General features: G+C 72.0%; 20 protein-coding genes. 8 read left to right on the forward strand and 12 right to left on the reverse strand.

Annotated features, from left to right (window positions below; genetic code table 11):
- Positions 1 to 412: 412 nt before the first annotated feature.
- A complete protein-coding gene (locus tag ACWGPF_RS13040) occupies positions 413 to 1,081 on the reverse strand; it encodes an endonuclease/exonuclease/phosphatase family protein (protein ID WP_345439313.1) in 669 nt (222 codons plus the stop codon).
- Positions 1,082 to 1,198: 117 nt separating this feature from the next.
- Between ACWGPF_RS13040 and ACWGPF_RS13045 the strand changes: the two genes are divergently transcribed.
- The 4 genes from ACWGPF_RS13045 to ACWGPF_RS13060 all read left to right on the forward strand — a co-directional run bounded on the left by ACWGPF_RS13045 (position 1,199) and on the right by ACWGPF_RS13060 (position 6,071).
- Complete coding sequence (locus tag ACWGPF_RS13045) at positions 1,199 to 2,818, forward strand: sensor histidine kinase (protein ID WP_452333223.1); 1,620 nt, start codon at positions 1,199 to 1,201, stop codon at positions 2,816 to 2,818.
- On the forward strand, positions 2,815 to 3,948 hold the full coding sequence (locus ACWGPF_RS13050; RefSeq protein ID WP_452333224.1) for a hypothetical protein: 1,134 nt from the start codon (positions 2,815 to 2,817) through the stop codon (positions 3,946 to 3,948). Before ACWGPF_RS13045 ends, ACWGPF_RS13050 begins: the two co-directional genes overlap by 4 nt.
- Complete coding sequence (locus tag ACWGPF_RS13055) at positions 3,945 to 4,946, forward strand: glycoside hydrolase family 6 protein (protein WP_452333225.1); 1,002 nt, start codon at positions 3,945 to 3,947, stop codon at positions 4,944 to 4,946. The genes ACWGPF_RS13050 and ACWGPF_RS13055 overlap by 4 nt, the downstream gene beginning before the upstream one ends.
- Before the next feature lie 69 nt (positions 4,947 to 5,015).
- A complete protein-coding gene (locus tag ACWGPF_RS13060) occupies positions 5,016 to 6,071 on the forward strand; it encodes a response regulator (protein ID WP_452333226.1) in 1,056 nt (351 codons plus the stop codon).
- Between the two features lie 4 nt (positions 6,072 to 6,075).
- On the opposite strand, the gene ACWGPF_RS13065 is transcribed toward ACWGPF_RS13060, so the two are convergent.
- The 4 genes from ACWGPF_RS13065 to truA form a co-directional block, all read right to left on the reverse strand.
- Positions 6,076 to 7,518 (reverse strand): glycosyltransferase family 2 protein, encoded by a 1,443-nt coding sequence (locus ACWGPF_RS13065; RefSeq protein ID WP_452333227.1) that lies wholly within the window; start codon positions 7,516 to 7,518, stop codon positions 6,076 to 6,078.
- Between the two features lie 148 nt (positions 7,519 to 7,666).
- Positions 7,667 to 8,329, reverse strand: coding sequence for a fructose 1,6-bisphosphatase (locus tag ACWGPF_RS13070; protein ID WP_452333228.1), 663 nt, complete (start codon positions 8,327 to 8,329; stop codon positions 7,667 to 7,669).
- Between the two features lie 263 nt (positions 8,330 to 8,592).
- Positions 8,593 to 9,225 carry a hypothetical protein gene (locus tag ACWGPF_RS13075; protein WP_452333229.1) on the reverse strand — a complete coding sequence of 211 codons (633 nt, stop codon included), beginning with the start codon at positions 9,223 to 9,225 and terminating at the stop codon, positions 8,593 to 8,595.
- A gap of 146 nt (positions 9,226 to 9,371) precedes the next feature.
- Complete coding sequence (gene truA, locus ACWGPF_RS13080; RefSeq protein ID WP_452333230.1) at positions 9,372 to 10,235, reverse strand: tRNA pseudouridine(38-40) synthase TruA; 864 nt, start codon at positions 10,233 to 10,235, stop codon at positions 9,372 to 9,374.
- Positions 10,236 to 10,454: 219 nt separating this feature from the next.
- On the opposite strand from truA, the gene ACWGPF_RS13085 reads away from it, so the two are divergent.
- Positions 10,455 to 12,053: a hypothetical protein gene (locus tag ACWGPF_RS13085; protein ID WP_452333231.1), complete on the forward strand. Its 1,599-nt coding sequence runs from the start codon at positions 10,455 to 10,457 to the stop codon at positions 12,051 to 12,053.
- A gap of 49 nt (positions 12,054 to 12,102) precedes the next feature.
- Here ACWGPF_RS13085 and ACWGPF_RS13090 read toward each other — a convergent pair whose 3' ends face one another.
- The 4 genes from ACWGPF_RS13090 to ACWGPF_RS13105 form a co-directional block, all read right to left on the reverse strand.
- Complete coding sequence (locus tag ACWGPF_RS13090) at positions 12,103 to 14,031, reverse strand: DUF2264 domain-containing protein (protein ID WP_452333232.1); 1,929 nt, start codon at positions 14,029 to 14,031, stop codon at positions 12,103 to 12,105.
- Positions 14,028 to 15,908, reverse strand: coding sequence for a hypothetical protein (locus tag ACWGPF_RS13095; protein ID WP_452333233.1), 1,881 nt, complete (start codon positions 15,906 to 15,908; stop codon positions 14,028 to 14,030). The genes ACWGPF_RS13090 and ACWGPF_RS13095 overlap by 4 nt, the downstream gene beginning before the upstream one ends.
- Positions 15,905 to 16,933 (reverse strand): hydroxyacid dehydrogenase, encoded by a 1,029-nt coding sequence (locus ACWGPF_RS13100; protein ID WP_452333234.1) that lies wholly within the window; start codon positions 16,931 to 16,933, stop codon positions 15,905 to 15,907. The genes ACWGPF_RS13095 and ACWGPF_RS13100 overlap by 4 nt, the downstream gene beginning before the upstream one ends.
- 98 nt (positions 16,934 to 17,031) lie before the next feature.
- Positions 17,032 to 18,123, reverse strand: coding sequence for a substrate-binding domain-containing protein (locus ACWGPF_RS13105; protein WP_452333235.1), 1,092 nt, complete (start codon positions 18,121 to 18,123; stop codon positions 17,032 to 17,034).
- A 130-nt stretch (positions 18,124 to 18,253) separates the two neighbouring features.
- Between ACWGPF_RS13105 and ACWGPF_RS13110 the strand changes: the two genes are divergently transcribed.
- Genes ACWGPF_RS13110 through ACWGPF_RS13120 form a run of 3 tightly spaced genes read left to right on the forward strand, consistent with a single transcriptional unit; the run spans position 18,254 to position 21,462 of the window.
- A complete protein-coding gene (locus ACWGPF_RS13110; protein ID WP_452333236.1) occupies positions 18,254 to 19,585 on the forward strand; it encodes an extracellular solute-binding protein in 1,332 nt (443 codons plus the stop codon).
- A gap of 4 nt (positions 19,586 to 19,589) precedes the next feature.
- On the forward strand, positions 19,590 to 20,585 hold the full coding sequence (locus tag ACWGPF_RS13115; RefSeq protein WP_452333237.1) for a carbohydrate ABC transporter permease: 996 nt from the start codon (positions 19,590 to 19,592) through the stop codon (positions 20,583 to 20,585).
- Position 20,586: 1 nt separating this feature from the next.
- Positions 20,587 to 21,462: a carbohydrate ABC transporter permease gene (locus ACWGPF_RS13120; protein WP_452333238.1), complete on the forward strand. Its 876-nt coding sequence runs from the start codon at positions 20,587 to 20,589 to the stop codon at positions 21,460 to 21,462.
- Between the two features lie 21 nt (positions 21,463 to 21,483).
- Here ACWGPF_RS13120 and mtnN read toward each other — a convergent pair whose 3' ends face one another.
- The 3 genes from mtnN to ACWGPF_RS13135 form a co-directional block, all read right to left on the reverse strand.
- Positions 21,484 to 22,173: a 5'-methylthioadenosine/S-adenosylhomocysteine nucleosidase gene (mtnN, locus tag ACWGPF_RS13125; protein ID WP_452333239.1), complete on the reverse strand. Its 690-nt coding sequence runs from the start codon at positions 22,171 to 22,173 to the stop codon at positions 21,484 to 21,486.
- Positions 22,170 to 22,625, reverse strand: a complete 456-nt coding sequence (locus ACWGPF_RS13130; RefSeq protein ID WP_345439871.1) for an S-ribosylhomocysteine lyase — start codon at positions 22,623 to 22,625, stop codon at positions 22,170 to 22,172. Before ACWGPF_RS13130 ends, mtnN begins: the two co-directional genes overlap by 4 nt.
- A 195-nt stretch (positions 22,626 to 22,820) precedes the next feature.
- Positions 22,821 to 24,281 carry a SulP family inorganic anion transporter gene (locus ACWGPF_RS13135; protein ID WP_452333240.1) on the reverse strand — a complete coding sequence of 487 codons (1,461 nt, stop codon included), beginning with the start codon at positions 24,279 to 24,281 and terminating at the stop codon, positions 22,821 to 22,823.
- Between the last annotated feature and the right edge of the window lie 140 nt (positions 24,282 to 24,421).

A 24,421-nucleotide genomic window follows, 5' to 3' on the forward strand; every position in this document is an offset into this window, starting at 1 on the left:
CCGCGCACCGCTCCCCCCCCCAACCCCCCCACGGGCGGGCGAGCGAGAGCTCGCCGGCCGTTCGGCGTTTCGTCTCGCTCCACTCGCTCGACGACCGAGGGTGCGGCGCGAAGCGGCGGCATAGACTGTCCCCGCCAACTGGGGGACAGGTGGCGGGGACAGCCGTTCTTCACGGACGCGGATCCCAGAGACGGTCGACCGCGGCGTCGGCAACGGGGTCGGCCGTCTTTCCACGTCGACGTGAAGCGAGCGAGCTGGCGCACGACGGTCGAGCTGTCGGGTACGGTCGCCGGTCATCCCTCGATCGAGTGGTGCGTGCGACTGATCCCGTCGGGTGCGGATCCGCCGCCTCGACCGGGGAGGCGCTCTGCAGTCGATGCTAGCGGATACCCGGGCAGCAGCGATATACCGATCATCGGTAGCTCGCGCTCACGAGGATCGGAAGATGGTCGCTGCGCCCCTGCGGCAGCGTCGTGATGTCGTCGATCGAGAGCCCCGCCGAGGTCGCGAAGTCGTAGTGGCCCTTGAAGAAGCGGTACCGCGTGTACGTCCGCGCGTCGCTCAGGGTGAGGTCGTAGCCGCTGCCCTTGATCCGCTCGTGCAGGCGCTCCTTGAAGACGGGGTAGTTGTAGTCCCCCACCATGAGCGTCGGGAGCCCCGGGCCCAGCCGCCCGAGCGCCCCCAGCGCCGAGCGGATCTGGTGCCGCCGCAGCGAGTTGAGCGCCGTGAGCGGGGCCGCGTGGAACGACGCGAACACGACCTCGCGCCCCGCGTCGATGTCGAACATCCGCGCGCCCAGCAGCCGCTCGTGGGCGGGCTTCAAGACGATGTCGTGCAGCGAGCGCTTGAGCGACAGCACGACGACGTCCTCGAGGCGGAACATGTTCTCGCGGTAGTACAGCGCCAGCCCCAGCCGGTTCCGCTCGGTGGCCTGCGCGAGCGTGAGACCCGCGACCTGCCGGGGCAGCGCCGTCGTGTCGGCCTCCTGCAGGCACAGGACGTTCGCCTCCCACCGCTCCACGAGGTGCTCGAGCTCGGCCGCGGCGGCGTGCTTCCTCAGGTTGTAGGAGATGACCCTCATCTTCGTCAGGCTATGCCCGCGCGATGTAGAGCGCCTATGGCTTGCATGCGCGTGTCCTGCGTGGCAGGGATGTACACCCCCGACTGCCCGGGCCCTCGGCGCCAGTAGGCTCTGCTCATGGGAGCGCACGGCGACGACGTCACGTCGTTCGGCGATCCCCGCTCTCGATCCGTCTGGCTGTGGCAGCTCGTGCTCGCCTTCGGCACGGTCGCCATCGCCGCCGTCGTCGCGCTTCTCGAGCCGTCGCTCTTCACGCGCGCCTCCTTCATCTGGGGGCTGACGCTCGTCATCGCCGTGACCGTGGCGACCGCGGCCATCCCCTGGCGCCGACTCGGCAAGGCGGCGATCTTCGCGGTGCCCGCCGCCGACATCGTCGCGATCGGCATCCTCGCGGCGGCGAGCGACGTGCGCCTCGGCTTCCTGTGGGTGTTCCCGATCGCGTGGATCGCGACGTACTACACCGTCCCCTGGCTCATCGCCGCCCTGTGCGGCGTCGGCGTCGTCATCCTCGTCACGGGCTTCACGACCGCCTTCACGACGACGCACGCGCTCCGACTGTTCATCGTGATCATCGCGCTCGCCTTCATGGGCACGACCATCCTCATCGGATCGAACCGCACCCGCGCATCCGCACGCCTGCTGCGACGCCGATCGCGCCAGCTGCAGGAGGCGCTCGCGCGGGCGCAGCAGGAGGAGCAGCGCCGCGCCGCCCTGCTCGACACGCTGCAGACGGGCGTCGCGCAGGTCGATCCCGACGGGACCATCCGCACGACGAACGCCGCATTCCGGCGGATGTACGGCATCGAGGCGCTCGCGCAGCTGCACCCCACGCGCGCCGTCGAGTACCGCGAGCGGCGAGGCGAGCCCGTGCCCGTCGACGAGACGACGATCGCCCGCGCCGCCCGCGGCGAGACCTTCTCGGGCCGGCGGGTCTGGCTCTTCGATGCGGATGGCCGCTGGCGCGTCCTCGAGGTCGCCGCGCGCTACCGCCTCGACGGGATGATCGTCGTCGCGGAGGACGTCACGGCGCAGTCGGAGGCGGCGCGCGAGCGCACCTCGATCGCCCGCGTCGTCTCGCACGAGCTGCGGAGCCCCCTCACGGCCGTCCTCGGCCACACCGACCTCGTTCTCGAGCGCGACGACCTGCCGGCCGCCGCCCGCGAGCAGCTGCGGGTCGTCGAGAGCGCCGCCGAGCGCATGGAGCGCCTCATCGCCGGCATCCTGCAGGACCCGGGCCGCGACCCCGCCGACTGCGACACCGTGCTCGACCTCGCCGCGGTCGTCGCGTCCTCCGTCGACGCGTTCTCCCCCGCCGCGACGGCGGGCGGCGTCGCGCTCGAGCGCCGCGGAGCCGAGAGCATCCCCATCATGGGCGACGCGTTCCGGCTGCGTCAGGTCATCGACAACGTCGTCGGCAACGCCGTCAAGTACACCCCGCGCGGCGGCCGCGTGGCCGTCGAGGCGGAGCTGTCCGACTCCGGCGCGCGCGTCGTCGTCGCCGACACCGGCATCGGCATCGCCGACGACGACCTGCCGAACGTGTTCGACGCGTACTTCCGTTCCGCGTCCGCGCGCGACTCCGGCCTGCCCGGCACGGGTCTCGGCATGGGCATCAGCCGCGACATCGTCGCTCAGCACGGCGGACGCCTCGAGGTGCGCAGCGAGCTCGGCAGCGGCACCGCCGTCACGATCCACCTCCCCCGCAGCGCCGCCGACGACATCGAGGAGCCCGCATGATCGCCTCCGCCACCGGCGTGCCCTTCATCGCCATCATGACGCTCGCCTGCGTGGCGATGATCGGCCTGGGGTTCCTCCCCCGCCCCTCCCGCGCGACGGCCATGTGGTCGTTCGCGTTCGTCCTCGGGATGCTCGCCTCGTACGCCATGCTCGCCGCCGCGATCGTCGACGACGAGGCGCTCCGCGCACTCGGCGCGGGCATCTTCCTCCCGGCGAACGGCTTCATCTGGCTCGGCCTGCGGCACGCGTCGGGCACGGGTCGTGGCGGATGGCCGTGGGCGGCCGGATACCTCGTCGCCTCGCCCGTCGCGCTGCTCGCGACGGCCCGCACCGACGCGTACTCGATCGCGTTCCGCATCGACTTCGTCGTCGCCGCCGTGTTCGCCGTGCTCATCATCGTCGAGCTCGTGCGCCTCTTCCCGGTGTTCCGGGAGGAGCTGCTGCCGCTCGGCTTCGGGGCCGCGATCTTCCCCGTGTTCGCCGTGTACACCCTCCTCGACGGCGTCGTGCGCGCACTGGGCTCCCCCGCCGCCGACGACCTCGCCACCGTCCGGGGCGTCAACGGCGTCGGGACGGGCGTGTACGTCGTCTGCGCGCTCATCACGCTGCTCCTCGTCGCTCGCCGACCGCGTGCCGCGGTCGGCGAGGGAGAGAGCGCCGCGTTCGAGGCCGTCGCGCGCGGTCGGCTCGCGCGGGCCGCGGCCGCGGACGACGCGTGGTGGTCGCTCGTCGACATCCGCCTCGACGACCCCGCCGACCTGCGCACCGCGTTCGGGGGCACGGCGTTCGAGCGCATCGCCGAGCGCTTCCGCGCCGATGTGCTCGCCGTCCTCCCCGCCGACGCCGACATCGAGCGCCACGACACGCGTCTGGTGGCCCTCGTCCCCCGCTCGCAGGAGGCCGTGCGCCGTCTCCTCGTGACGCTCCTCGCGCGCGTGTCCGCCGCCGACCATCCGAACGGCATGCGGGTGTCGGCGAGCATCGGATGGGCGCCCGTCGCACCGGTCGGCTACGACCTCGAGGCGCTGCGGACGGCCGCCGCCGAGGCACACGCCGTGGCGTTCGAGAAGGGCGGCGACCGCTGGGAACGTGCCGTCGAGCCGTGCGCGACGGACGCGGGCGGGCGGTGACCCCGTCGTTCCGGTCGCCGCGCGTGCTCGTGCCGCTCGCGCTCGCGGCCCTCGTCGCCCTCGTCGCGGTGATCGTGGTCGTGGGCGTCGTCGTCGGCCGCTGGGTGCATGAGATCACGGCGCGACCGCCCGCCGTGGGCACGACGTTCATCGCGCCCGACATCTCCGAAGCGGCCCGCGCCGCCTCCGACGACGATGCGACGGATGCCGAGCGCGCGGCCGCCGCGTTCCTCGCCGCCCAGCCGACGGCGTACTGGCTGACGCCGGAGCGCCATCCGGCGGGCGAGGTGGGCGAGACCGTGGGCGCCCTCGCCGCCCAGGCGCGCGACGAGCGGGCCGCCTTCGCGGTCGTCGTCTACGGACTGCCGGGCCGCGACTGCGGCGGGCACTCCGCGGGAGGGCTCGACCCCGACGCGTACGCCGATTGGATCGGCGAGATCGGCGCCGCCCTCGACACGGCGCGCGACGTGCAGAAGGTCGTCGTGCTCGAGCCGGACGGACTCGCCCTCGCCCCCGAGTGCGGCCTCGTCGAGGAGCGCACGGCCCTGCTGCACGACGCGGTGGGCGCGCTGCAGTCCCCCGGCACGTGGATCTACCTCGACGGCGGCCACAGCGACTGGCTCGGGCCCGAGCGGATGGCCGAGCTCATCTCGGCCGTCGACGTCGCGGGCCAGGTGCGCGGCTTCGCGACCAACGTGTCGAACTACCAGGCCATCTCCGACGAGTTCGCGTACGCGCACGAGCTGTCCGGCCTGCTCGACGGCATGCACGCCGTCGTCGACACCTCGCGCAGCGGCGCCGGCACCGCGCCGGCCGACTGGTGCAACCCGCCGGGTCAGCGGGTCGGAGAGGGGTCGGCGGAGTACGGCGACGACGTCGTCGACGCCAACCTGTGGCTGAAGCCGCCCGGAGAGAGCGACGGCCCCTGCCACGGCGGCCCCGACGCCGGCGCCTGGTGGGCGGACGCGGCGGTCGCTCTGACGCAGGGCGCTCGCTGAGCCGCACGGAGGCCGCACGCGCTCCGGGTAGGGTGTCCGAAGCGGTATTCCGCGCGAGAGGAGACGAGGATGAGCGACGCCGGGGCCCCGCTGAAGACAGCGGTGATCGTCGAAGACGACCCCGACATCCGCCACCTCCTCGTCGATGTGCTCGAGGCGGCCGGGTTCTCGACGGTCTCGGTGGGCAACGGCATCGACGGCGTGCGCGCCGTGCTGCAGTACCAGCCGCTCATCACGACGCTCGACGTGAACATGCCGGGCATCGACGGCTTCGAGGCCGCCCGCCGCATCCGCGCGGGCAGCGACACGTACATCATCATGCTCACGGCCCTCGAGGACGAGGCCGACGTCGTGCTCGGCCTCACCTCGGGAGCCGACGAGTACCTGGGCAAGCCGTTCCGCCCCCGCGAGCTCCGCGCGCGCATCGAGGCGCTCCTGCGCCGACCCCGCTCTGCCCCCGCGCAGGCGCCGCGGCAGGACGCGTCCGGCCCGTCGTTCCCCGGCACGCGGCCGACGACCTCGGCCATCCCGACGACGCGCGAGCCTGCGGCACCGCAGGGATGGCCGCAGGCGGCACCGCAGGGATGGCCGCAGCCCGCGGGCGCGGCCCCCGCCCCGCCGTCTGCGTCCGATGCGCCCGGCGCCACCGCGCCATCCGGCCCGCCGCCCCACGCGCCAGGGCAGGGCATCGGGTCCTCCCCCGGTCAGGGGCGCCCGATCGTGGTCGGACCCGACGCCGGTCCGCAGGAGGGCGCCGTCGCGCGCCGCACGGCGGGCCTCGGCCCCCATACGCTCGTGCACCGCGACCTCTATGTCGACCCCGAGAGCCGCATCGCGCGCATCGACGACGGCGACCTCGACCTGACCCGCACCGAGTTCGACCTGCTCGCCGCGCTCATGGAGTCGAAGCGGCGCGTGCGCAGCAAGGCCGACCTCACGCTCGTGCTGCGAGGCGAGTCGTACGTCACGAGCTACTTCGTGGGCGAAGCCGACAAGCGCGCGATCGAGGCGCACATGACGAACCTGCGCCGCAAGCTCGGCGACAGCCCCGTGTCGCCCCGGTACATCGAGACCGTGCGCGGCGTCGGCTATCGTCTCACGTCGGATCTCTCGCAGGCGTACTGACGCGTCAGACCCGGTAGCCCTGGTGGCGGCGGAGGAGCGTGAAGAGCATCGAGACCGTCTGCACCACGGTCACGACGCCCAGCACGGGCCATCCGACCCAGAGGATCGACGACTGCACGACGGGGCCGAGCATCGACCACACGACGGCCGTCGCGACGAGGACGACGGCGAACAGGGCGAACGGCAGCCAGTGGGTGCTGCGGCCGCCCGTCTCCGCCCTCGCCTGCATGGCCCAGTTGTCGACCTTCTTGCGCGACAGGAAGCGGCTCCACGACCGCAGGAAGTGGCTGAGACGCACCCATATGAACAGCTCCGCCGGGACGATGAGCCCCGCGAACAGGTAGTCGCGTCGCGACCTCGAGGCCATCGTGTGCGCGATGCGCAGGTTGAGCGCGGTGGCGACGGCCGGCGGGATGAGCCACCATGCCGAGAAGACGAAGGCGTTGATGGAGAGCGATCCGGCGAGGAGCAGGAGGAACGCGACGCGCACGAAGAGGTTCGTGAGCATGCTGCCGTTCTCGAGCCACCGCAGGCGGAGGTTGGGATGGAACGGCTGCCCCTTGGTGTCGCCGCGCTGGCCCGGCCACATGAGCTCGATGGCGCCGTAGGTCCACTTCACCTGCTGCGCGTCGTAGGCGCGCAGCGTCGTCATGCCGCCCACGTCGGCGCGCGCGAAGGGGCTGATCTTCGTGAGGTAGCCGGCGCTCTTGATCTGCAGCGAGAGCAGCGAGTCCTCCACCTCGCTGTCCTTCACCCACGGCGTCGACTGGTGGTTGGCGGTCATGACGTCGCGGAGGGCCGCGGTGGCGAAGATCGAGAACTGGCCGCCGAGCACGGCCATGTTGCGGCCGCGCAGGAGGTTCTGCATGTTGAAGGCCGCGAACTGCGTGCGCTGCCCGGCGATGAGGAATTTCGCGATGCCGCCCGCGATCGGCCGGTCGTCGATCGAGTAGATGGCCGAGATGCCGCCGATGCGCGTGTCCGAGACCGCCTCGGTCTCGAGGTACTCGACCGCCCGACGGTCGGCGACGGTGTCGCCGTCGACGCCGAGCAGGTAGTCGTACCCCTCCACGAGCGAGTAGCCGTAGTTGAGCGCCCCGACCTTCTTGTCGGGGTTCTTGCCGATGTCGTGGACGAAGACCTCGGTGAACTGGTCGCCCAGCTCCGTCGACAGCTCGTGCGCGCCGGCGTACTGCGACGCGACGCGCACCGTGCCATCCGAGGAGTTGTTCACGACGACGTGGATGACGTCGGGCACGCGCGTCTGTCCGAGGAGCGCCTCGACGACGGCGCCGATCGACTCCTCCTCGTTGTACGCGGGGATGACGCAGCCGATCGTGGATCGGTGGCCCGGCACGTCCTCGAGCACCGACGCGAAGTCGTCGGCGAAGCCGATGGGCTCGATCGCGCTCGGGGCGGTGATCGGAACGAGGTCCTGCGGCTCCACGTCGGCTCCTGTCGTATCGGGTGCGATTCCAGTCTGGACGGCCGACCTCGGCCCCCGCGCAGGGCCACCTCAAGATCGGCGCAAGGTGCCGGTGCAGGGATCAGCCGGTGCAGGGATCAGCCGGCGCAGGGATCAGTCGGTGCCGGGATCAGCCGGCGAAGATCTCGATCGGGAGCGTGAGGTGCACCGTCTGCTCGAGGAACGAGGCGTCGTCGTTCGCCGCGCCCTCGGCCGAGAGGGTGAGCGCGAAGTCGAGAGTGAGGCCCGTCGTCCCCTCCGGCAGCTGCCCGATCACGGTCTCGGGCACGAGCAGGCCGCCCTGGAAGCTGTTGAGGAGCAGGCCGCGGTCGGAGCGCAGCGTGTCGGTCGGCACGAGCGTGCGCGGGTCGGCCGTGAACTGGAACGGGGCCGGCGTCTGCGACGGGCTGAGCGTGGAGGCGATCGAGACCTGCGACAGGTACACGCGCCGCTTCTGCTCGAGCACGGCCTTCTCGGGGACGCGGTAGTCCGAGACGTTGACGGCGAACCCGAACGTCTTGTCGGAAGCCGTCGTCCACTCCTGCGTGCGCTTGGGGTCGGCCGCCCACACGTCGACGCGGACCTCGAGGTCGTCGGCGACGTCGACCGCGAGCGACACCGAGCCGTCCTGCGTGAACGTCGAGTCGAACGCGGGCGCGGTCGCGGCAACGGCGGCCGGGTCGGGCGTGCGCTCGACGACGGGCGCCCCGATCGCCGCGACGATCTGGCTGCAGCCGGTCGCGGCGAGTGTGGCGGCGAGGAGCGCCGTGGCGGCGAGGATCCGGCGGTTCATGTCGGACGGCCCTTCGGAGGTCGGGGCCCGTGCGCGCCCGCAGGGGGATCGGGGCGCGCACGGGCACGGGATCTGCCCCCGCGCGCCAGGGGGGTTGGGCGCGGGGGCAGGGCATGCGCATTCGGGTTGCGCATCGTTCGCCGCCCCTCCCCAGAAGGGCGACGAGATGATGCAACCACGTCGGGCGGCAGGGATCGAGCGTCTCGCGCCTTCCCTCGGGCAGTCTTGCGCTCGTCTTGAGGTTCGAGTGTTGCCGAGGAGGGTCAGCCCGCGATCGCGACGGTGAGCGTGTCGGTGGCCGTCTGCTTCGCGTACTCGTCGGAGGTCGGGGTCGTCTGCACGAGCAGCTCGTACCTCATCTGAACGGTCACGGAGGCCGCCCCCTCGGGCACCGCGCCGATCGAGAACGTCTGCGAGTAGCTGTACGGCGAGCCGACGAGGTAGCCGTGCGGTTCGGTCGACGCGTCCTCCTGCACGGCGAGCGCGTCACCCGTATCGGGCACGACCGTCATGCTCGCCCGCTGGAGGTAGACGCTCTGTCCGTCGTCGGGAGTGATCATCGTCGACAGCGACAGGCTGATCGGCTTCACCGCCGTCGCCGTCCACTCGTCCATGGAGAGGTCCGACCAGTAGGTCACGTCGACGGAGACGGCGCCGGCTGTCAGCTGGCGCGTCGTGCTGCCGGTCGCGAGGTCGTTGGTCACGGGCGCGGGTGTCGCCGAGGGCGTCGCCGCCGTCGTCTGGTCGCCGAAGGTGCGGGTCGGCGTCGGGGTCGGAGTGGCCGCGCTCGGGGCGGGCGTCTCGGCCGCCGAGGTGTCGAGCCAGGGTGCGGAGCCGCATCCGGTGAGCGCCGCGGCGAGTACGAGGATGCCGATGCCCGTGCCGAGCCTGCGCATGATGCGTCCTTCCCTCCCCCGCGCAGCATTCTACGGGCGCGGTGGGGGGTTCTTGCCGCGCGAGTGGGGGCTTTCGGCCGCTCCCCGGCCCGGAAAGCGGCCGCTTCCCCCCACCGGCGAGAGCCCGCGCGCGGCGCCGTCCGGGGTCAGCCGCCGACCTCGTCCGCGTCGCGCCGGTTTCGGGTCTGCTCGGCGCGCGTGCCCAGCTGGTCGGCGTCGGGGTAGCCCACCTCGGCGAGCGTGAGGCCCCGCGCCGCGAGGACCTTGAACTCGTTGGTGCGGACGAGGGCGTCGCGGATGACCGGAAGGTGCTCCGGGGCGAGCTTCCCCTCCCCGACAGCGACGCACGCTCCGACGAGCGCGCGCACCATGGAGTGGCAGAACGCGTCGGCGCGCACGTTCGCGACGAGGATGCCGCGCTCGTCGCGCCGCCAGTCGAACTCGAGCAGCGTGCGGATGGTCGTGGCCTCGGGCCGCGGCTTGCAGTAGGCCGCGAAATCCCAGAGCCCGACGAGCCCGCGTGCGGCCGCGTCCATGGCCTCGACGTCGAGCTCGGCGCGGACCGTCGTCGTGCGCAGGCGCTCGAGCGGGTCGTACCCGACGAGCTGATCGGCGATCCGGTACTCGTATCGACGCCAGGTCGCCGAGAAGCGCGCATCGAAGCCGTCGAGGGCCGTGGATGTTCGTGTCACGGCGACGTCGGAGTACTGCCCCAGGACGCCGGCCAGCCGCTTCGCCACGGGGGCGATCTCGTCGTCGACGGGCGGGGCGTTGCGGCGTCGCTGCGTGAGCCGCTCCCACTGCTGGTCGTCGACATCGGCATGCGCGACCTGCCCGCTCGCGTGCACGCCGGCGTCGGTGCGTCCGGCGACGACGAGCTGAACGGGCGATCCCGCGATGCGCGTGAGGGCGGCCTCGAGCGTGCCCTGCACGGTGCGGAGCGCCGGCTGCCTCGCCCATCCTCGGAAGTTCGTGCCGTCGTAGGCGATGTCGAGCCGGATCCGCCGCATCGGATCAGGATATCCGGGCGCGCGTGTTCGACTCGTGTGCGACCGGTCCGGATCCGTTGACCGTCCGCCGCGCACCCCAGAAGGATGGTCGTCGACGAGGGGGTGCGCACCCCTCGCCCGGGCGCTCCGCCCGATCACCGACCCCGTCCGGAGCCGTCGTGCTCGTCGTCGATGACGCGTGCCCGCTGCGGGGCCATCATCCGCTCGAAGGAGAGAACGATGGGAACGAAACCCGAATTCGACAGGCGCTCGGTGCTGGGCTTCGGCGTCGCCGGGGCCCTCGCGGCCGCGGCCGGCGTCATCGGCGCCGCCCCCGCGCACGCGACCGGCCAGAGCGCCGCGACCGGCCAGAGCTCCGCGGCGACGGCGGGAGCCGCCGCGAAGCGGCCGGGAACGGTGCGCGCCGTGTTCGGACACGACGCGGTCCGCGTGCTGCGCAACCCGTTGAACGGCTGGGTGCTCTATAGCACCGCGACGCCGGCGCCGGACTACTGGGAGCACTACGACGCCATGACGGTGCCCGGCATCGACGGTCCGGTGAAGGTGTCGGACTACGCCCCGACGCTGTACATGCGCCTCGCCTGGTCGGTGCTGAACCCTGAGGAGGGCGTCTACGGCTGGGAGGTCGACGAGCAGCTCAAGGGGATGATCGCCGAGGCGCGGTCGCGCGACATGCGCCTGGCGTTCCGCGTCGTCGTCGACAGCCGCGACAAGCCGCGCGGCTTCTCTCCCGACTACGTGCGGGCGGCGGGCGCGCAAGGCTACGAGTCGACGAGCGGCTCGCAGACACTGTGGTCGCCGTACCCGGACGACCCCGTGTTCCAGGAGAAGTACGCGGCCTTCCTCGCGGCGTTCGCCGACCGATTCGGCGACCCCGCCGAGATGGACTTCATCGACGGCTACGGCCTCGGAAAATGGGGCGAGGGCCATTCGATGCTCTACCTCGATCCGGCCAACCGCGAGGCGGTGTGGAACTGGAACATCGACCTCTACACGCGTCTCTTCCCCCGCGTCCCGCTCGCGGTCAACTACCACCGGCTCATCGGCGCCGTGGGCAGCGGATGGGGCGCCGCCGATCCCGAGAGCCGCCGCATGCTCGACAGCACGTACGAGAAGGGGTGGGTGCCGCGTCACGACGCGTTCGGCATGACGACCTACTACGGCCAGTGGGAGCGCGAGGTGGCCGGCGCCTGGCTCTATCGCCGCCCCATCATCATGGAGGGAGGCTGGGTCACGGGCAGCCACAGCTACTCCGACGACCCCCGCGGGTACGAGACGCCGGCCGACGTGCGGCAGGGGGAGTATGACGACTCGGCGCAGGCGCACGTCAACTCGATGGACTTCCGCGTGGGCGAGACCGACTCGTGGTTCGAGGAGCGCTTCGACCTCGTCCAGGCGTTCAACGCGCAGGGCGGCTACCGTCTGCACCCGGCCGCGGTCGAGGCACCCGCCGCGCTCGCCCCCGGCGCGCAGGCCGCCATCACCCACTCGTGGGTCAACGAGGGCTGGGGCTTCCTGCCCAACGACCTGCCGGCGTGGGCGCACAAGTACCGCGTCGCGTTCGCGCTGCTCGACGGCGCCGGCGACCCCGTCGAGGTGCTCGTCGACGAGGTCGTGGAACCCGCGGAGTGGCGCGCCCACCGCGACAACGCGTACTCCTTCATGGGGCGGATCGGCCAGGTTCCCCGCGGCCGCTACCGCTGGGGCGTCGCGATCGTCGACACCACCCGAGGCGACGAGCCCGGCATCGAGCTCGCCTCCGACGGTGAGACGACGGCGAGCGGATGGCTCGTCGTCGGCGGCTGCACGGTCTCCTGACCGGTGTCGGCGGACGGGCGAGGCGCGGAGGATCCGCCCCTCGCCCGTCTCATCGTGCGAGGACGCCGTCCCAGGGCACGAACGACGCGACGTCGACGACGTGGACGGCACCGTCGTCCCACCGCGCGGTGACGACCGTGCCGTCGACGTCGAGGGCGAAGCCTCCGCTCGGATCGCGCGGTCGACGAGAGAGCGCGTGCAGGCTCGCGAAGACGGAGGGGCTCCCGTCCGTCTCCCCGCGGAGCACGGGCACCGCGGAGAACCGGGCGAACGCATCGCAGCCGTCGTGCTCGACGACCTCGGTGCGCGCCCAGCCGTGCAGGCCGATGATCGCGCTCGAGAGGCCCGCCGTGTTCGTCACGGAGGCACGCCGCCCATCGGAGCGCCCGGCGACCGCCCGGTCGTCGGCGACAGCCCACCCGCCCTCCCTCACGGATCGCGGGCCGTCCGACAGCACGAGGTGGATGCGCAGCTCGTCGTCGCCGTGGACGATCGTCACCGACATCACAGCGCACCCCGGCAGGGGCCGGCCGTCCCGCTGCGGGATGTGCACGGAGCCCGCGATCGCGCCTTCCACGCGCATGGCGCGGATGACGCCGCGGCGGCTCGCGCGCCCATCGTCGGCGATGAGGGCGAGGTGGCCGTCGACGCCGTCTTCCCACGCCCGCCCCGTCCCCGGCGCGGTGTGGCTCGAGTACCCGAGCTTGGCGTAGTGCGGGTCGTCCGGGTCGGGCCGTGTCGGCTCGACGGGGATCTCGCAGTGGTCGGTGCCGTGGTTCGCGAGGCGCACGATGCCGTCGCTCTGGCGCACGACGATCCATCCCGCCCCCGCGATCGCACGCGCGCCGGGGGCGCCGTCGGCCGGCTGCGCGCGCTCCGGCTCGGTCCACACCGGGGCGTCGGCGGGCAGCGCGAGCCCGAGGAAGCCGATGCCCGCGAGGTACGACGACCCGAAGCCGCTGTAGGTCTGCGCGATCGGCTCGTGCGGGCGCAGCCATCCGAGGCCGAGAGGTTCGTCGATGCCGACCCCCGCGTCGACGAACCGGCGCAGCACTCCCGAGGCGAGCCTCCTCGTCGTGCCGTGGAAGAGCGCGTTCGCGCCCGACATCTCCGCACACCAGAGCGCGGCGAGCACCGCCGTCCGGTAGGTCAGCGAGCGCCCGATGTGCACGGGCGAGCCGTCGGCGGCCACGAGATCGGCGAACGACTCCGTGAAGGCGTAGAGCCGCTCGAGATGGCGTATGTCGCCCGATCCCGTCATGCGGTGCCAGGCCCAGAGGTACGGGTGGATCGCCCAGGCGTTGTAGTAGTCGACGGCGTGCTCCGGGCCGTCCGTGTACCACCCCTGTTCGAGGTACCACGACTCCACGCGGGCGACGTTGCGTGCGCCGATCGCGCCGGACGCGTCCTCCCCGACCGACCGCAGGAACCCCTCGGCCATGGCGGGGAACAGCTGCCAGTTGTTGTGCCACACCTCGAGCCGCGCGTGGTGGCGGAGCCACGCTGCGATGCGCCGCTGCTCCGGTCGGGTGAGCCCGCCCCACAGACGCTCGCCCGCGATGTGGAGGCCGAAGGCGATGTTCGCGGCCTCGACGATCGAGTTGGTCACGCCGGTCACGGGAGCTCGGCACTGTACGCCGAGGGGCCATGCCTCTGCGCCGTCCGGATCGGTTCCCGCGAGCAGAGCGCGGGCGTACCGCTCCCGGATGCGATCGGCCGCGTCCGTCTCCGTCCCCGCGATGACGGGGGCGGCGAGGAGGAACGAGCGGCCGATCGCCTCCATGCTCTCCCGGCGCTCCCCGTCGGCCGTCACGCGCCCCGGAAGCCGCGGCGCCGCGCCGCCCGGGCTCGCGAACCGCTCGACCTGGTCGAGCCAGCGCAGGCCGACGGCCTCCCAGTGCGCGCGCGTCCATCCTGTGAACGGCGAGAGCTCGCGGTCTTCGGGCGGCGGGGCGAAGGCGGGCAGCGGCGCGCTCACGGGGTCCTCGTCTCGACGGGGCGGATGACGATCCGCAGCGCGCCGGCGCGGCCCGGCTCCCGCGGGGTGAGAAGGACGCGGAAGACGGCGTCTCCCCAGGCGTCGGACAGCCGCTCATCGTCGACGGCGATCCGTTCTACGCCGATGTCGAGATCGTCGAGGGCGAAGGCCAGCCGTGCGGGGCCGACGACGAGCCCGTGCGCGTCGGCGACGGGCTCGGCGGACGTCATGAGGACGAGCGTCATGCGTCGCGCGTCGGCGAACTCCCACGCATCGTCGACGACGACCTCCCGCGCGCGGCGGTCGAGCGAGACGGTGCGCGTGCAGCGGACGAGGCCGCTCTCCGCGGGGTAGGCCGGGGCGAGGTCCATCGAGAGCGCCGCGCGCACGCCCTCGTCCGAGAAGACGACATCCGCGGCGCGGAATGCGGCGCCCTCGCGCTGCTCCACGCCGTCGGGAAGCGGCACGCCGTGCCATCCGGAGCGCATGGTCCAGATCGTGTAGCGGGTGGCCGGCTCGAACGTCGCGCGCCGGTAGACGCCCACGCCGACGTCGATGAGCACGGGGCTCCCGTCGAGCGACACGATCACCCCGCCCGCGTCGTTGTGGTTGTGGCTGACGTCGTTGTGCCCGCCCTTGGCGGCGATCGCGAACCCCGAGACGTCGTGCCCGCGCTCGCGCGCGACCGCGATCTCCGTGCTCGGCGCGAACCACGATACGGGCATGCCCGGCTCCGCCGGCCCCGCGTGCTCCCAGCCCGGATCGCGCAGCGCCGCGAGCGTGCGGAGGAAGAGCGGCGCCAGCTGCCCGCCGAAGCCGAGCGGATGGGCGCGCCCCATCCAGCGCGCATGGCGCACGACGGCATCGTCGTCGATTCGCGCCCCGAACCGCGCGAGCAGATGCCAGACCGCGTTCTCGGGGTGCACGGCCGAGCCGTCGGAGAAGTTCACCTGCCGCTCGGCGTCGATCTGCATACGCAGCGGGAAGCGGCACATCTCCACGACCGGCTCCACGCCGTATCCCTGGAACACGCCGCCAGTGAGGTGCTCGACGGCCTCGAGCGCTTCGAACAGCGTCGCCCCGGCCCACCACCAGTACGTCGCGCCCTCGTCGCACGACCCGTCTGGTGCGTACCCGTCCCGGAAGCGGTCGAGGATCGCAAGTGCGCGCTCGACGGTGCGCTCGAGTCGGTCGCGGTCGTCCTCGACGGCGGCTGCGCAAGCGAGCACGTTCGACACGATCCACGGCGCCCAGTTGTTCGGGGGCGCATCGATTCCGTGCCAGAAGTACGTCTCGCGCTCCCACGGGTCGAGCACACGTCGTCGGATCTCGTGGCGGACGCGGTCGCGGATGCCGGGGAACCGGCGATCGAGCGCAGCGCCGGCGATGGCGTCGACGGCCGCGAGCATGCCGCCCGTCGCGGCGCACGCGAGATCGAGGATGTCGCGGCCGGGCTGCGGCAGAAGGGGCCGCTCGCCGTTCTCGGGCAGCGCGTAGTGGTTCGGCAGGCACCAGGCGCTGAGCTCGCTGAGGCGCCAGACCGCGTCGGCGAGACGCGGGCCCCACCCGTCGTCTCCCGTCGCCGCCCAGGCGAGCACCGACGACGCCGTCTCGCCGAGCAGCGCCTGGTGGGCCCGTTCGTACGGCAGGCGCTCGCCCGTCTCCCCGTAATGGACCCAGAGGGCGAGATTCGGCGCGGCTTCCGCCGCCTGGTCGCGCCGGCGATCGGCCTCCGCGCAGAGCGAGGCGACGACGGAGGGCGGCAGGTGCGCCCACGCATCGCGGTCGTCGATCCGAGGCGCAGGGCGCCATGCGCCCGGGCGGACGGCCGCTCTCGCCATCGGGTCGAACCGCCCGACGAAGCTGTCGCGCGTCACGCGATCACCTCGAGCCTGTCGGCCGTGATCGTCTCGGCGAACGCCCCGGTCGTGCCGAAGCGCACGACCTCGTCGACGATGTGGGTCGCGAGGCGGCGCAGCTCGTTGCCCTGCGACCCGGCGATGTGCGGGGTGAGGAACGTGTGCGGCGTCGCCCTCAGCCGGGAGTCCGCCGGCAGCGGCTCCACGGCCGTGACGTCGAGTACGGCCGCGATGTCGCCGCGCTCGAGCCGGTCGGCGAGCGCCTCCTCGTCGACGAGATCGCCGCGTGCCGTGTTCACGAGCGTCGTGCCGGGGCGCATGAGGGCGATCGCGCGGCGGTCGATCATGTGGTGCGTCGTCGGCAGGGAGGGCGCGTGCAGCGTGACGACGTCGCTCGTGGCGATCAGCTCGTCGAGGGACACGCACGGGACGCCGAGGAGCGCGCGCCCGGCATCGTCGAGCGTCGGGTCCGTCACGACCACCTCCATGTCGAGCGAGGAGAGATGCCGCAGCAGGAGCCGGCCGATGTGCGATGCGCCGACGACGCCGACCCGCACGCCGTGCGCTCCGACCGTGGGCCATGCCGACTCCGCGTGACCGGGTCGGCCGGCGCGGAGCTCGTCCGCCGCCCAGAATGCGCGCTTCGCGGCGAGGATGATCGCGGCGAGCGCGTACTCGGCGACGGGGACGGCGTTCGCGCTCGCGCTCGATGCGACGACGACGCCGCGCGCGAGCAGCGCGTCCGAGACGACGGGACGGATGGTGCCGGCCGAGTGGGCGACCGCCCGCACGTTCGGCAGCGCCGCGAGCACGTCGCCCTCGATGACGGGCGTGCCCCATCCCGTGACGACGATCTCCGCGTCGGCGAGGAGCGCGCGGTGCGCGGGCTTCTCGGGGTCGAGAGGGTACGGGGCGAGCAGGCGCAGTGACGGGTCGGCGTGCAGCCGCGCCGTGTCGGCGGCGTCGAACACCCGTCGGAACGTCTCGTCTGGCATGAGGAAGGCGACCCGTCGTCGCCCATCGTCCTCGGTGGTGTGCGGCATCGTCGACCCCTCCATCGCATCGCGTCGGCGCCGCCCATCTGAATACGGCGCTCGCGGCGGCGTCAAGATCCCGCGTTCAAACGATCATGAGTCGAACATCATCGGGGGGCACCGGTGGAGCGGCGGAGCACGAGATTGGGCCTCAGCGTGACATGCCTCGATGTCAGGGCGCGCTCGGGCGTCGCCGAGACCCGGTCGAAGAGCATGTCCGCGGCGAGCCATCCGATGTCGCGCTTGGGCGGGCCGACGGCCGTCAGCGGCACCGCGGCGAGCGCGGCGACCTCGTCGTCGTAGGCCACGACCGACAGGTCGCCCGGCACCGCGACGCCGAGCGCGATCGCGGCCTCGACGAACTCGACGGCGTACCGGTCGGAGTGGACGAACACCGCCGTCGTGCCGTCGGCGAGACAGCGCTGGAGGAACGCAGTGCTCTGCTCGCGGATGCCCGAGCGGTGATCGACGACGACCGTCTGCGCCGCCACCCCGAACGACGCGGCAGCCCTGTCGAAGCCGACGCGCAGGTGCGGCATCGTGGGCGTCTCGAACGTCACCATGCCGACGCGGCGATGCCCGAGCTCGGCGAACAGCCTCACCGCCATGGTCGCGCCGGCGGCGTGATCCGAGCGGACGAGGTCGAGGGCGCTCGCCGTGGGGGCGTCGTCGAGCGAGCGCTCCACGACGACCGCCGGGACGGGCGAGTCGAGGAGCTGCTCGAACGTCGGCACGGCGTCGTTGACGCTGGAGGTGACGAGCAGCCCGTCGACGCCGGCCTCGATGAGCCGCCCGACCTGGAAGCGCTCGCGCTCGGCGTCGTAGTCGGAGATGCCGAGCACGAGTCGCCCGCCGAGCGTGTGCACGCGCTCGACGGCGCCGTCGACGATCGAGGGGAAGTAGTAGCTGGGGTCGGGCACGACGAAGCCGAAGGTGAAGAGCGGCTCGTCGTAGTCGGGTACCGGTCCGCTGGATGAGCGCGGGGCGGGGCGATGCGCGCCGGCGGCGGGCGCCCCGCTCTCCCTCGCCACCGCGCCGCCGTGCACGCGGCGGAGGAGGTTCTGCTCCGCGAGCTCGCGGAGGTCGCGACGGACCGTCATGGCCGAGATGCCCATGCGCTCGGCGAAGTCGGTCGCCGAGAGGCTGCCATGCAGACGCAGCTCCGAGAGGATGCGCTCCTGCCGCTGCGAGAGATCCATGTCCGCTCCATGTTCGATTCCTGATCGAGTGAATACGCTGCCTTGACTTTAGCGGCACGCGATTTCCAGGATGAGGATCGTTCCGGATGGCCCGCGCGCCCCGGACCCACGTAGCAACGGAGGTACGTCCATGCGCCCACCCGCGCCCTTCTCCCGCCGGGCCTTCCTCGGCGGAGCCCTGGCGGCGGGGCTGTCCGCCCTGACGCTGACGGGTTGCTCCACGAACGCCTTCAGCGGGAAGTCCCGCACGATCACCGTCATGACCGTCGCGAACGAGGTCACCGACGAGCTCCTCGCGTCGTGGGAGGCCGCCTACCCCGACATCGGGCTGTCGTTCATCACCTTCGACCAGATCCGGCTGAACTCGATGATCGCCGCCGGCAACCCGCCCGACGTCGTGCGGGCGACAGGGGCGTCGCAGTCGGCGTACTACGCCGCGCGCGGCATCTCGCATCCGCTCGACGACTACCTCCGCGCGAGCAGCATCCTGCGCCTGGACGATCTCGCCGCCGTCAACGATGTCTGGCGGTGGGACGGCACGACGCAGGGCGTCGGCGCCTACTACGGGATCACCAAGGACTGGTCGCAGGATCTCATGTACTGGGTCAACACCCGCATGCTCGAGGAGGCGGGCCTGCCGCAGCCGACGGACGACGCGCCCCTGTCGCACGCCGACCTGCTCGAGTACGGCAAGGAGATGACCTTTCGCTCGGGCGGCAAGGTCACGCAGTACGGGCTGTTCCAGACCACGCCGCGGATCGCCGGAATCTCCACCATGGTGGCGTCGGCGGGCGGCAGCGTCTACAACGACGACCTGACCGAGATCGACCTCACCTCCCCCGAGGCACGCCAGGCTCTGCAGTGGTACGTCGACGTCGCCGCGGCGCGCATCGGCTACACGCTCGTCGACGTCAGCCCGGAAGGCTGGGACTGGCCCGGCTTCTCGGCGCAGCGGCTCGCGATGGACGGTGCCGGCTACTGGATGACGGGCCAGATCACCCCCGACCAGGAGGTCGAGCCGTACGCCCGGCTCTGCGCCGCGCCCATGATGGGCAGGACGCGCGTGAGCCCGACGACCGCCGCGACGGGCTTCTGGATCTCGGCGAAGTCGTCCATGAAGGACGAGGCGTTCGCCTTCGTGGAGTGGTTCTGCGGCGGCGAGCCCGCCGCGCAGCGGGCGACGACCGGATGGGGCATCCCCACGGTCGACAGCCTCGTCGAACGTCTTCCGCAGGAGACCGATCTGCAGAAGGCGGCCTACGCCACGCAGATCAACGAGCAGAAGTACCTCTCCGTCGTGCCGGCCTCGCCGTTCATCGACGCCACGGCGATCGACGCCTCACTCGCCGACGCCTTCGCCCGCGCTGTGCGCGGCGACATCTCCGTCGGCCAGTGGGCCGACTCCGCCACCGACTCGGTGAACGCCCTGCTCCGCACGGGCGCGTCGCTCGTGGGGAAGTGATCGCATGGCCATCCTGACCACCGCTCCGGCCGCCGCCCCGGCGCCGGGCGCCCCTGTGCCCTCCCGTCCGCACCGCCGGCCATCCGCGCGTCGTCGGAAGGAGGGCCGCGCGTTCTACGCCTTCATCTCGCCCTGGCTCGCCGGCACCGTCCTGCTGACGCTCTTCCCGCTCGCGTACGCGTTCGTCATCAGCATGACGAACTGGGACGGCATCTCGCCGTCCTTCTCGTGGGTCGGGCTCGGCAACTACGGCGACGTCCTCGTCGACCCCGGCACGTGGGCCAGCCTCGGCCGCACGGGCGTGCTCGCGGCGATCGTCGTCCCGATCACGATCATCGGGAGCCTGCTCCTCGCGGTGCTCCTCAACCAGCGCGTGCGAGGGCGCACCTGGTTCCGTTCGTTCATCTACCTCCCGGCGATCGTGCCTCCCGTCGCCGCGACCCTCACATGGAAGCTCATCTTCGACCGCGACACCGGCGCCCTCAACGGCTTCCTCGCCCAGCTGGGACTCGACGCCGTGGACTGGTTCAACGGCGACGCCGTCTTCGGCGTCCTCATCGTCGTCATGCTGTGGGGCATCGGCGGCGGCGTCATCATCAACCTGGCCGCCCTGCAGGACGTGTCCGCCGAGCTGACCGAGGCGGCCGTCCTCGACGGCGCGAACGCCGCCCAGCGCTTCTGGCACGTGACACTGCCCGCCATCTCGCCCGTCATCCTCTTCCAGACCATCACGACGACGATCGGCGCCCTCCAGACGTTCGTCCCCGCGCTGCTCCTCTCCCCTGCATCCGGCGCCGCGGCCATCACCGCCGTGCCGGAGGCGAACCAGATCTTCATGATCGACGTCTACGCCAAGTACTTCGCCTACTCGCAGTACGGCCCCGCCTCGGCCATGCTCTGGCTGTTCTTCCTCGCCATCCTGCTCGTCACCGTGCTGACCTTCAAGATCGGCGGGAGAACGGTGTTCTACGCGGTCGACCCGTCCGAGAAGGGACGCTGACATGTCCACCACCACACGCGTCATCACGACCGCCGGCGCACCTCGCCGCGTCCGCGAGCGGCTGCACGCCCGCCCCGTGCTGTTCACCGTGCTCGCGATCATCTCGATCGCGCTCCTGCTGCCGTTCGCGCTGCTGCTCATCACGGCCCTCAAGACGCCCGAGCAGCTCGCCAGCGGCGACTTCGTGTGGTTCCCGGTGCCCCCGGCCCTGGGCAACTTCGCGCAGGCCGTGACCGAGCAGCCGTTCTTCGTCTACGCCGCGAACTCGTTCTTCCTCGCCTCGATCTCCGGCCTGCTGTCGACGTTCTTCTCGGCCCTCGTGGGGTACGGCTTCGCGCGTCTGAAGGGGCCGGGGAAGGGGTTCCTCTTCGGCGTCCTCATCTCGATGATGCTCGTGCCCGGCATCGTGACGCTGATCCCGACGTACCTGCTGTTCGCGCGGATCGGCCTGGTCGGAACCTACTGGCCGTGGGTGCTGTGGGGCATCGCCGGATCGCCCTATCTGATCTTCCTCTACCGCCAGTTCTTCGCGGGCCTGCCCCGCGAGCTCGAGGAGGCGGCGACGCTCGACGGGTGCTCGCGGTTCGGCACTTTCCTGCGCATCTTCATCCCCATGTCGAAGCCGATCATCGTCACCGTGTTCGTGCTGTCGTTCACGGGAGTGTGGGGCGACTTCATCACCCCCAACCTGCTGCTCAACTACGACAACACGACGCTCGCGGTCGCGCTCACGACGGGCTACGTCAACGACCAGGGGTTCCCGCTCAACAACCTCATCGCCGCAGCCTCGATCCTCTACGTCGTGCCGATGATCATCGTGTTCCTGTTCGCGCAGCGCAGCTACGTGGCCGGATTCGCCACCTCGGGCATCAAGTAGATGGCGCTCGCGAGGACCGCGCTACAGCCGCGCGATCCCCGCCAGCACGACGCGCGCCGACAGCTCGGCGGCGCCGTCGAGATGCGTGCGGAACTCGGTGCCGTCGGGGGCGCACAGGTCGCTGATGGCGCGCACCGACACGAACGGCACGCCGTGGTTGTGGGCGATCTGCGCGACGGCGGCCGTCTCCATGTCGACGACGAGGATTCCCGGGAAGGTTGCGCGCAGCCCGCGCGCGATGTCGACCGTGACGAACTTCTCGCCCGAGCCGATGCCGCCACGGCGCACCGTGACGCCCTGCGGAGCCGCGGCGACGAACGCGGCGGAGGCCGCGCCATCCGCCTCGTACGACGCCGGCATGCCGGGAACCTGCCCCGCCTCGTAGCCGAAGGCACGGGCATCCGCCTCGACGTTGACGTACCGGTCGCCGACGAAGACGTCGCCGACCTCGACGCCCGCCGCGAGCCCGCCCGCCGAGCCGGCGGAGACGAGCAGCACGTCGTCGCCGTAGCGGTGGAGGGCTCCGACCGCGGCATCTGCCGCGTTCACCATCCCGACACCCGACTGGACGAGGACGACCGTGCGCCCGCCGACGACGATGCCGTGGTGCACGGCGCGGGCGATCCGGACGGGCTCGCTCACCTCGGAGGCGGCGTCGAGGAAGGGCTGCGCCTCCTCCTCCATCGCCACCTGGACGACGACGGTCGTCATGCCGCGAACACCGTCGTCCACGCGTCGCGCTCCGCGAGGAACGCGCGCGCCGCCCGCTGCGCGCCGTCGAGCGTGTGGTTCGCGCCCCATCCGCACTGGACCTCGTTCGCGGCGGGCACCTCGTCGGCCGCGAGGATGTCCTCGAGGGTCGCCTGCACGAGCGCCGCCACCTCGTCGACCGAGTGCTCGCCCTGCAGGATGAGGTAGAAGCCCGTCTGGCATCCCATCGGCGAGAAGTCGATGACGCGATCGGAGTGGTTGCGGCTCTTCTCCGCGAAGAGGTGCTCGAGGGAGTGCACGGTCGGCATCTCGAGGTGCGCGACGTTCGGCTGCGCGAAGCGCACGTCGTACTTCACGATGACGTCGCCTGCCGGCAGCTGCTTGCGGTCGGCGAGGCGCAGGTACGGCGCGGCGACGATGCGGTGGTCGAGGTTGAACGACTCGACGTTCATGCGGGGCGTTTCGGTCACCCTCCGAGCCTACGCGGATGGCCGCGGTGCGGCGCGGCGCGTGACGGGGCGCGACGGGCGCGGCGCGGCGCGGCGCGGGATTCTGCCGAGGCTACCTTTCGTCGTCGAGACCAGCGTTCCCGGCATGGGCTTCGACGACCGGGGCTAGTGTCGACGGGATGCGGATCGCCGCGCCTCCTACTCGCCCCCGAGCGTGCCGCTCAGCCGCCCGTGGAAGCGCCGCGACGGAGCGTTCAGCCCGACGATCTCCACGGCGATGCCGTGGCGGGCGTACTTCGTCTCGATCGCGTCGAGCGCCGCGACCGACGACGCGTCCCACACGTGCGAACGCGACATGTCGATGACGACGTTCGGCGGGTCCTCCGCGTACGCGAACTGGTTCGTGAGGTCGTTCGACGACGCGAAGAACAGCTCGCCGTCGACCTCGTACCGGGCCACGCCATCCGACACCGTGCGGCGCACGGTCGTGAAGTGCGCGACGCGGCGCGCGAACAGCACCATCGCGAGGAGCACCCCGCCGCCCACGCCGATGGCGAGGTTGTGCGTCGCGACCGTCGCGACGACCGTGACGAGCATGACCGCCGTCTCGCTCCGGGGCATCCGGCGCAGCGTCGACGGCCGCAGGCTGTGCCAGTCGAACGCCGCGACCGACACCATGATCATGACCGCGACGAGCGCCGCCATGGGGATCACGGCCACGACGTCGCCGAGCAGCACGACGAGCACGAGCAGGAAGACGCCCGCCAGGAACGTCGAGATGCGGGTGCGGGCACCCGACACACGCACGTTCATCATGGTCTGCCCGACGACGGCGCAGCCCCCCATCCCGCCGAAGAGCGCGGACGAGAACTGCGCGACGCCCTGTCCCCACGCCTCGCGCGTCTTCGACGACCGCGTGTCGGTGATCTCGTCGACGAGCTTCGCGGTCATGAGCGATTCGAGCAGGCCGACGAGGGCGACGCCGACCGCGTACGGCGCGATGATGCGCAGCGTGTCGAGCGTGAGCGGCACATCCGGCAGGAACAGCGACGGCAGGCTCTCCGGCAGCGCACCCTCGTCGCCGACCGTGGGGATGTCGATGTGGAAGACGACGGCGACGATCGTCAGCACGATGATCGCGATGAGGGGTGCCGGGATGGCGGTCGTGAGCTTCGGGAAGGCCACGATGATCGCGACGCCCGCCACGACGAGCGGATAGACGAGCCACGGGACACCCACGACGTGCGGGATCTGTGAGATGAGGACGAGGATGGCCAGGGCGTTCACGAAGCCCGTCATGACGCTGCGCGGGATGAAGCGAAGCAGCTTCGCGACGCCGAGCACCGCGAGGAGCACCTGGATGACGCCCGCGAGCATGATCGTCGCGATGAGGTAGTCGAGCCCGTAGGTCGGCGCGACGGGGGCGACGACGAGGGCCACGGCTCCGGTCGCCGCCGAGATCATGGCCGGGCGCCCGCCGACGAACGCGATGACGACGCCCATGATGAACGACGAGAAGAGCCCGACGCGCGGGTCGACGCCCGCAATGATCGAGAACGCGATCGCCTCGGGGATGAGCGCGAGCGCGACGACGAGTCCCGCGAGCACCTCGCGGGTGAGCAGTCGCGGAGACCGGAGCGTGCGGAGGACGGCGGACACGGGGCTCCTCGAGACGTGCGGGATGCGGGCGGACGGCCCCTCCCCACCCTACGGCCCCCGGCGGCGCCTCCTCGCTCCGCGGGGACCGGCCGGCGCTGCCGGTGCCCGTGCGTCCCGCAGGCCGGCCGCCCGTGCGTCCC

Source organism: Microbacterium sp. NPDC055683, from assembly GCF_053617895.1.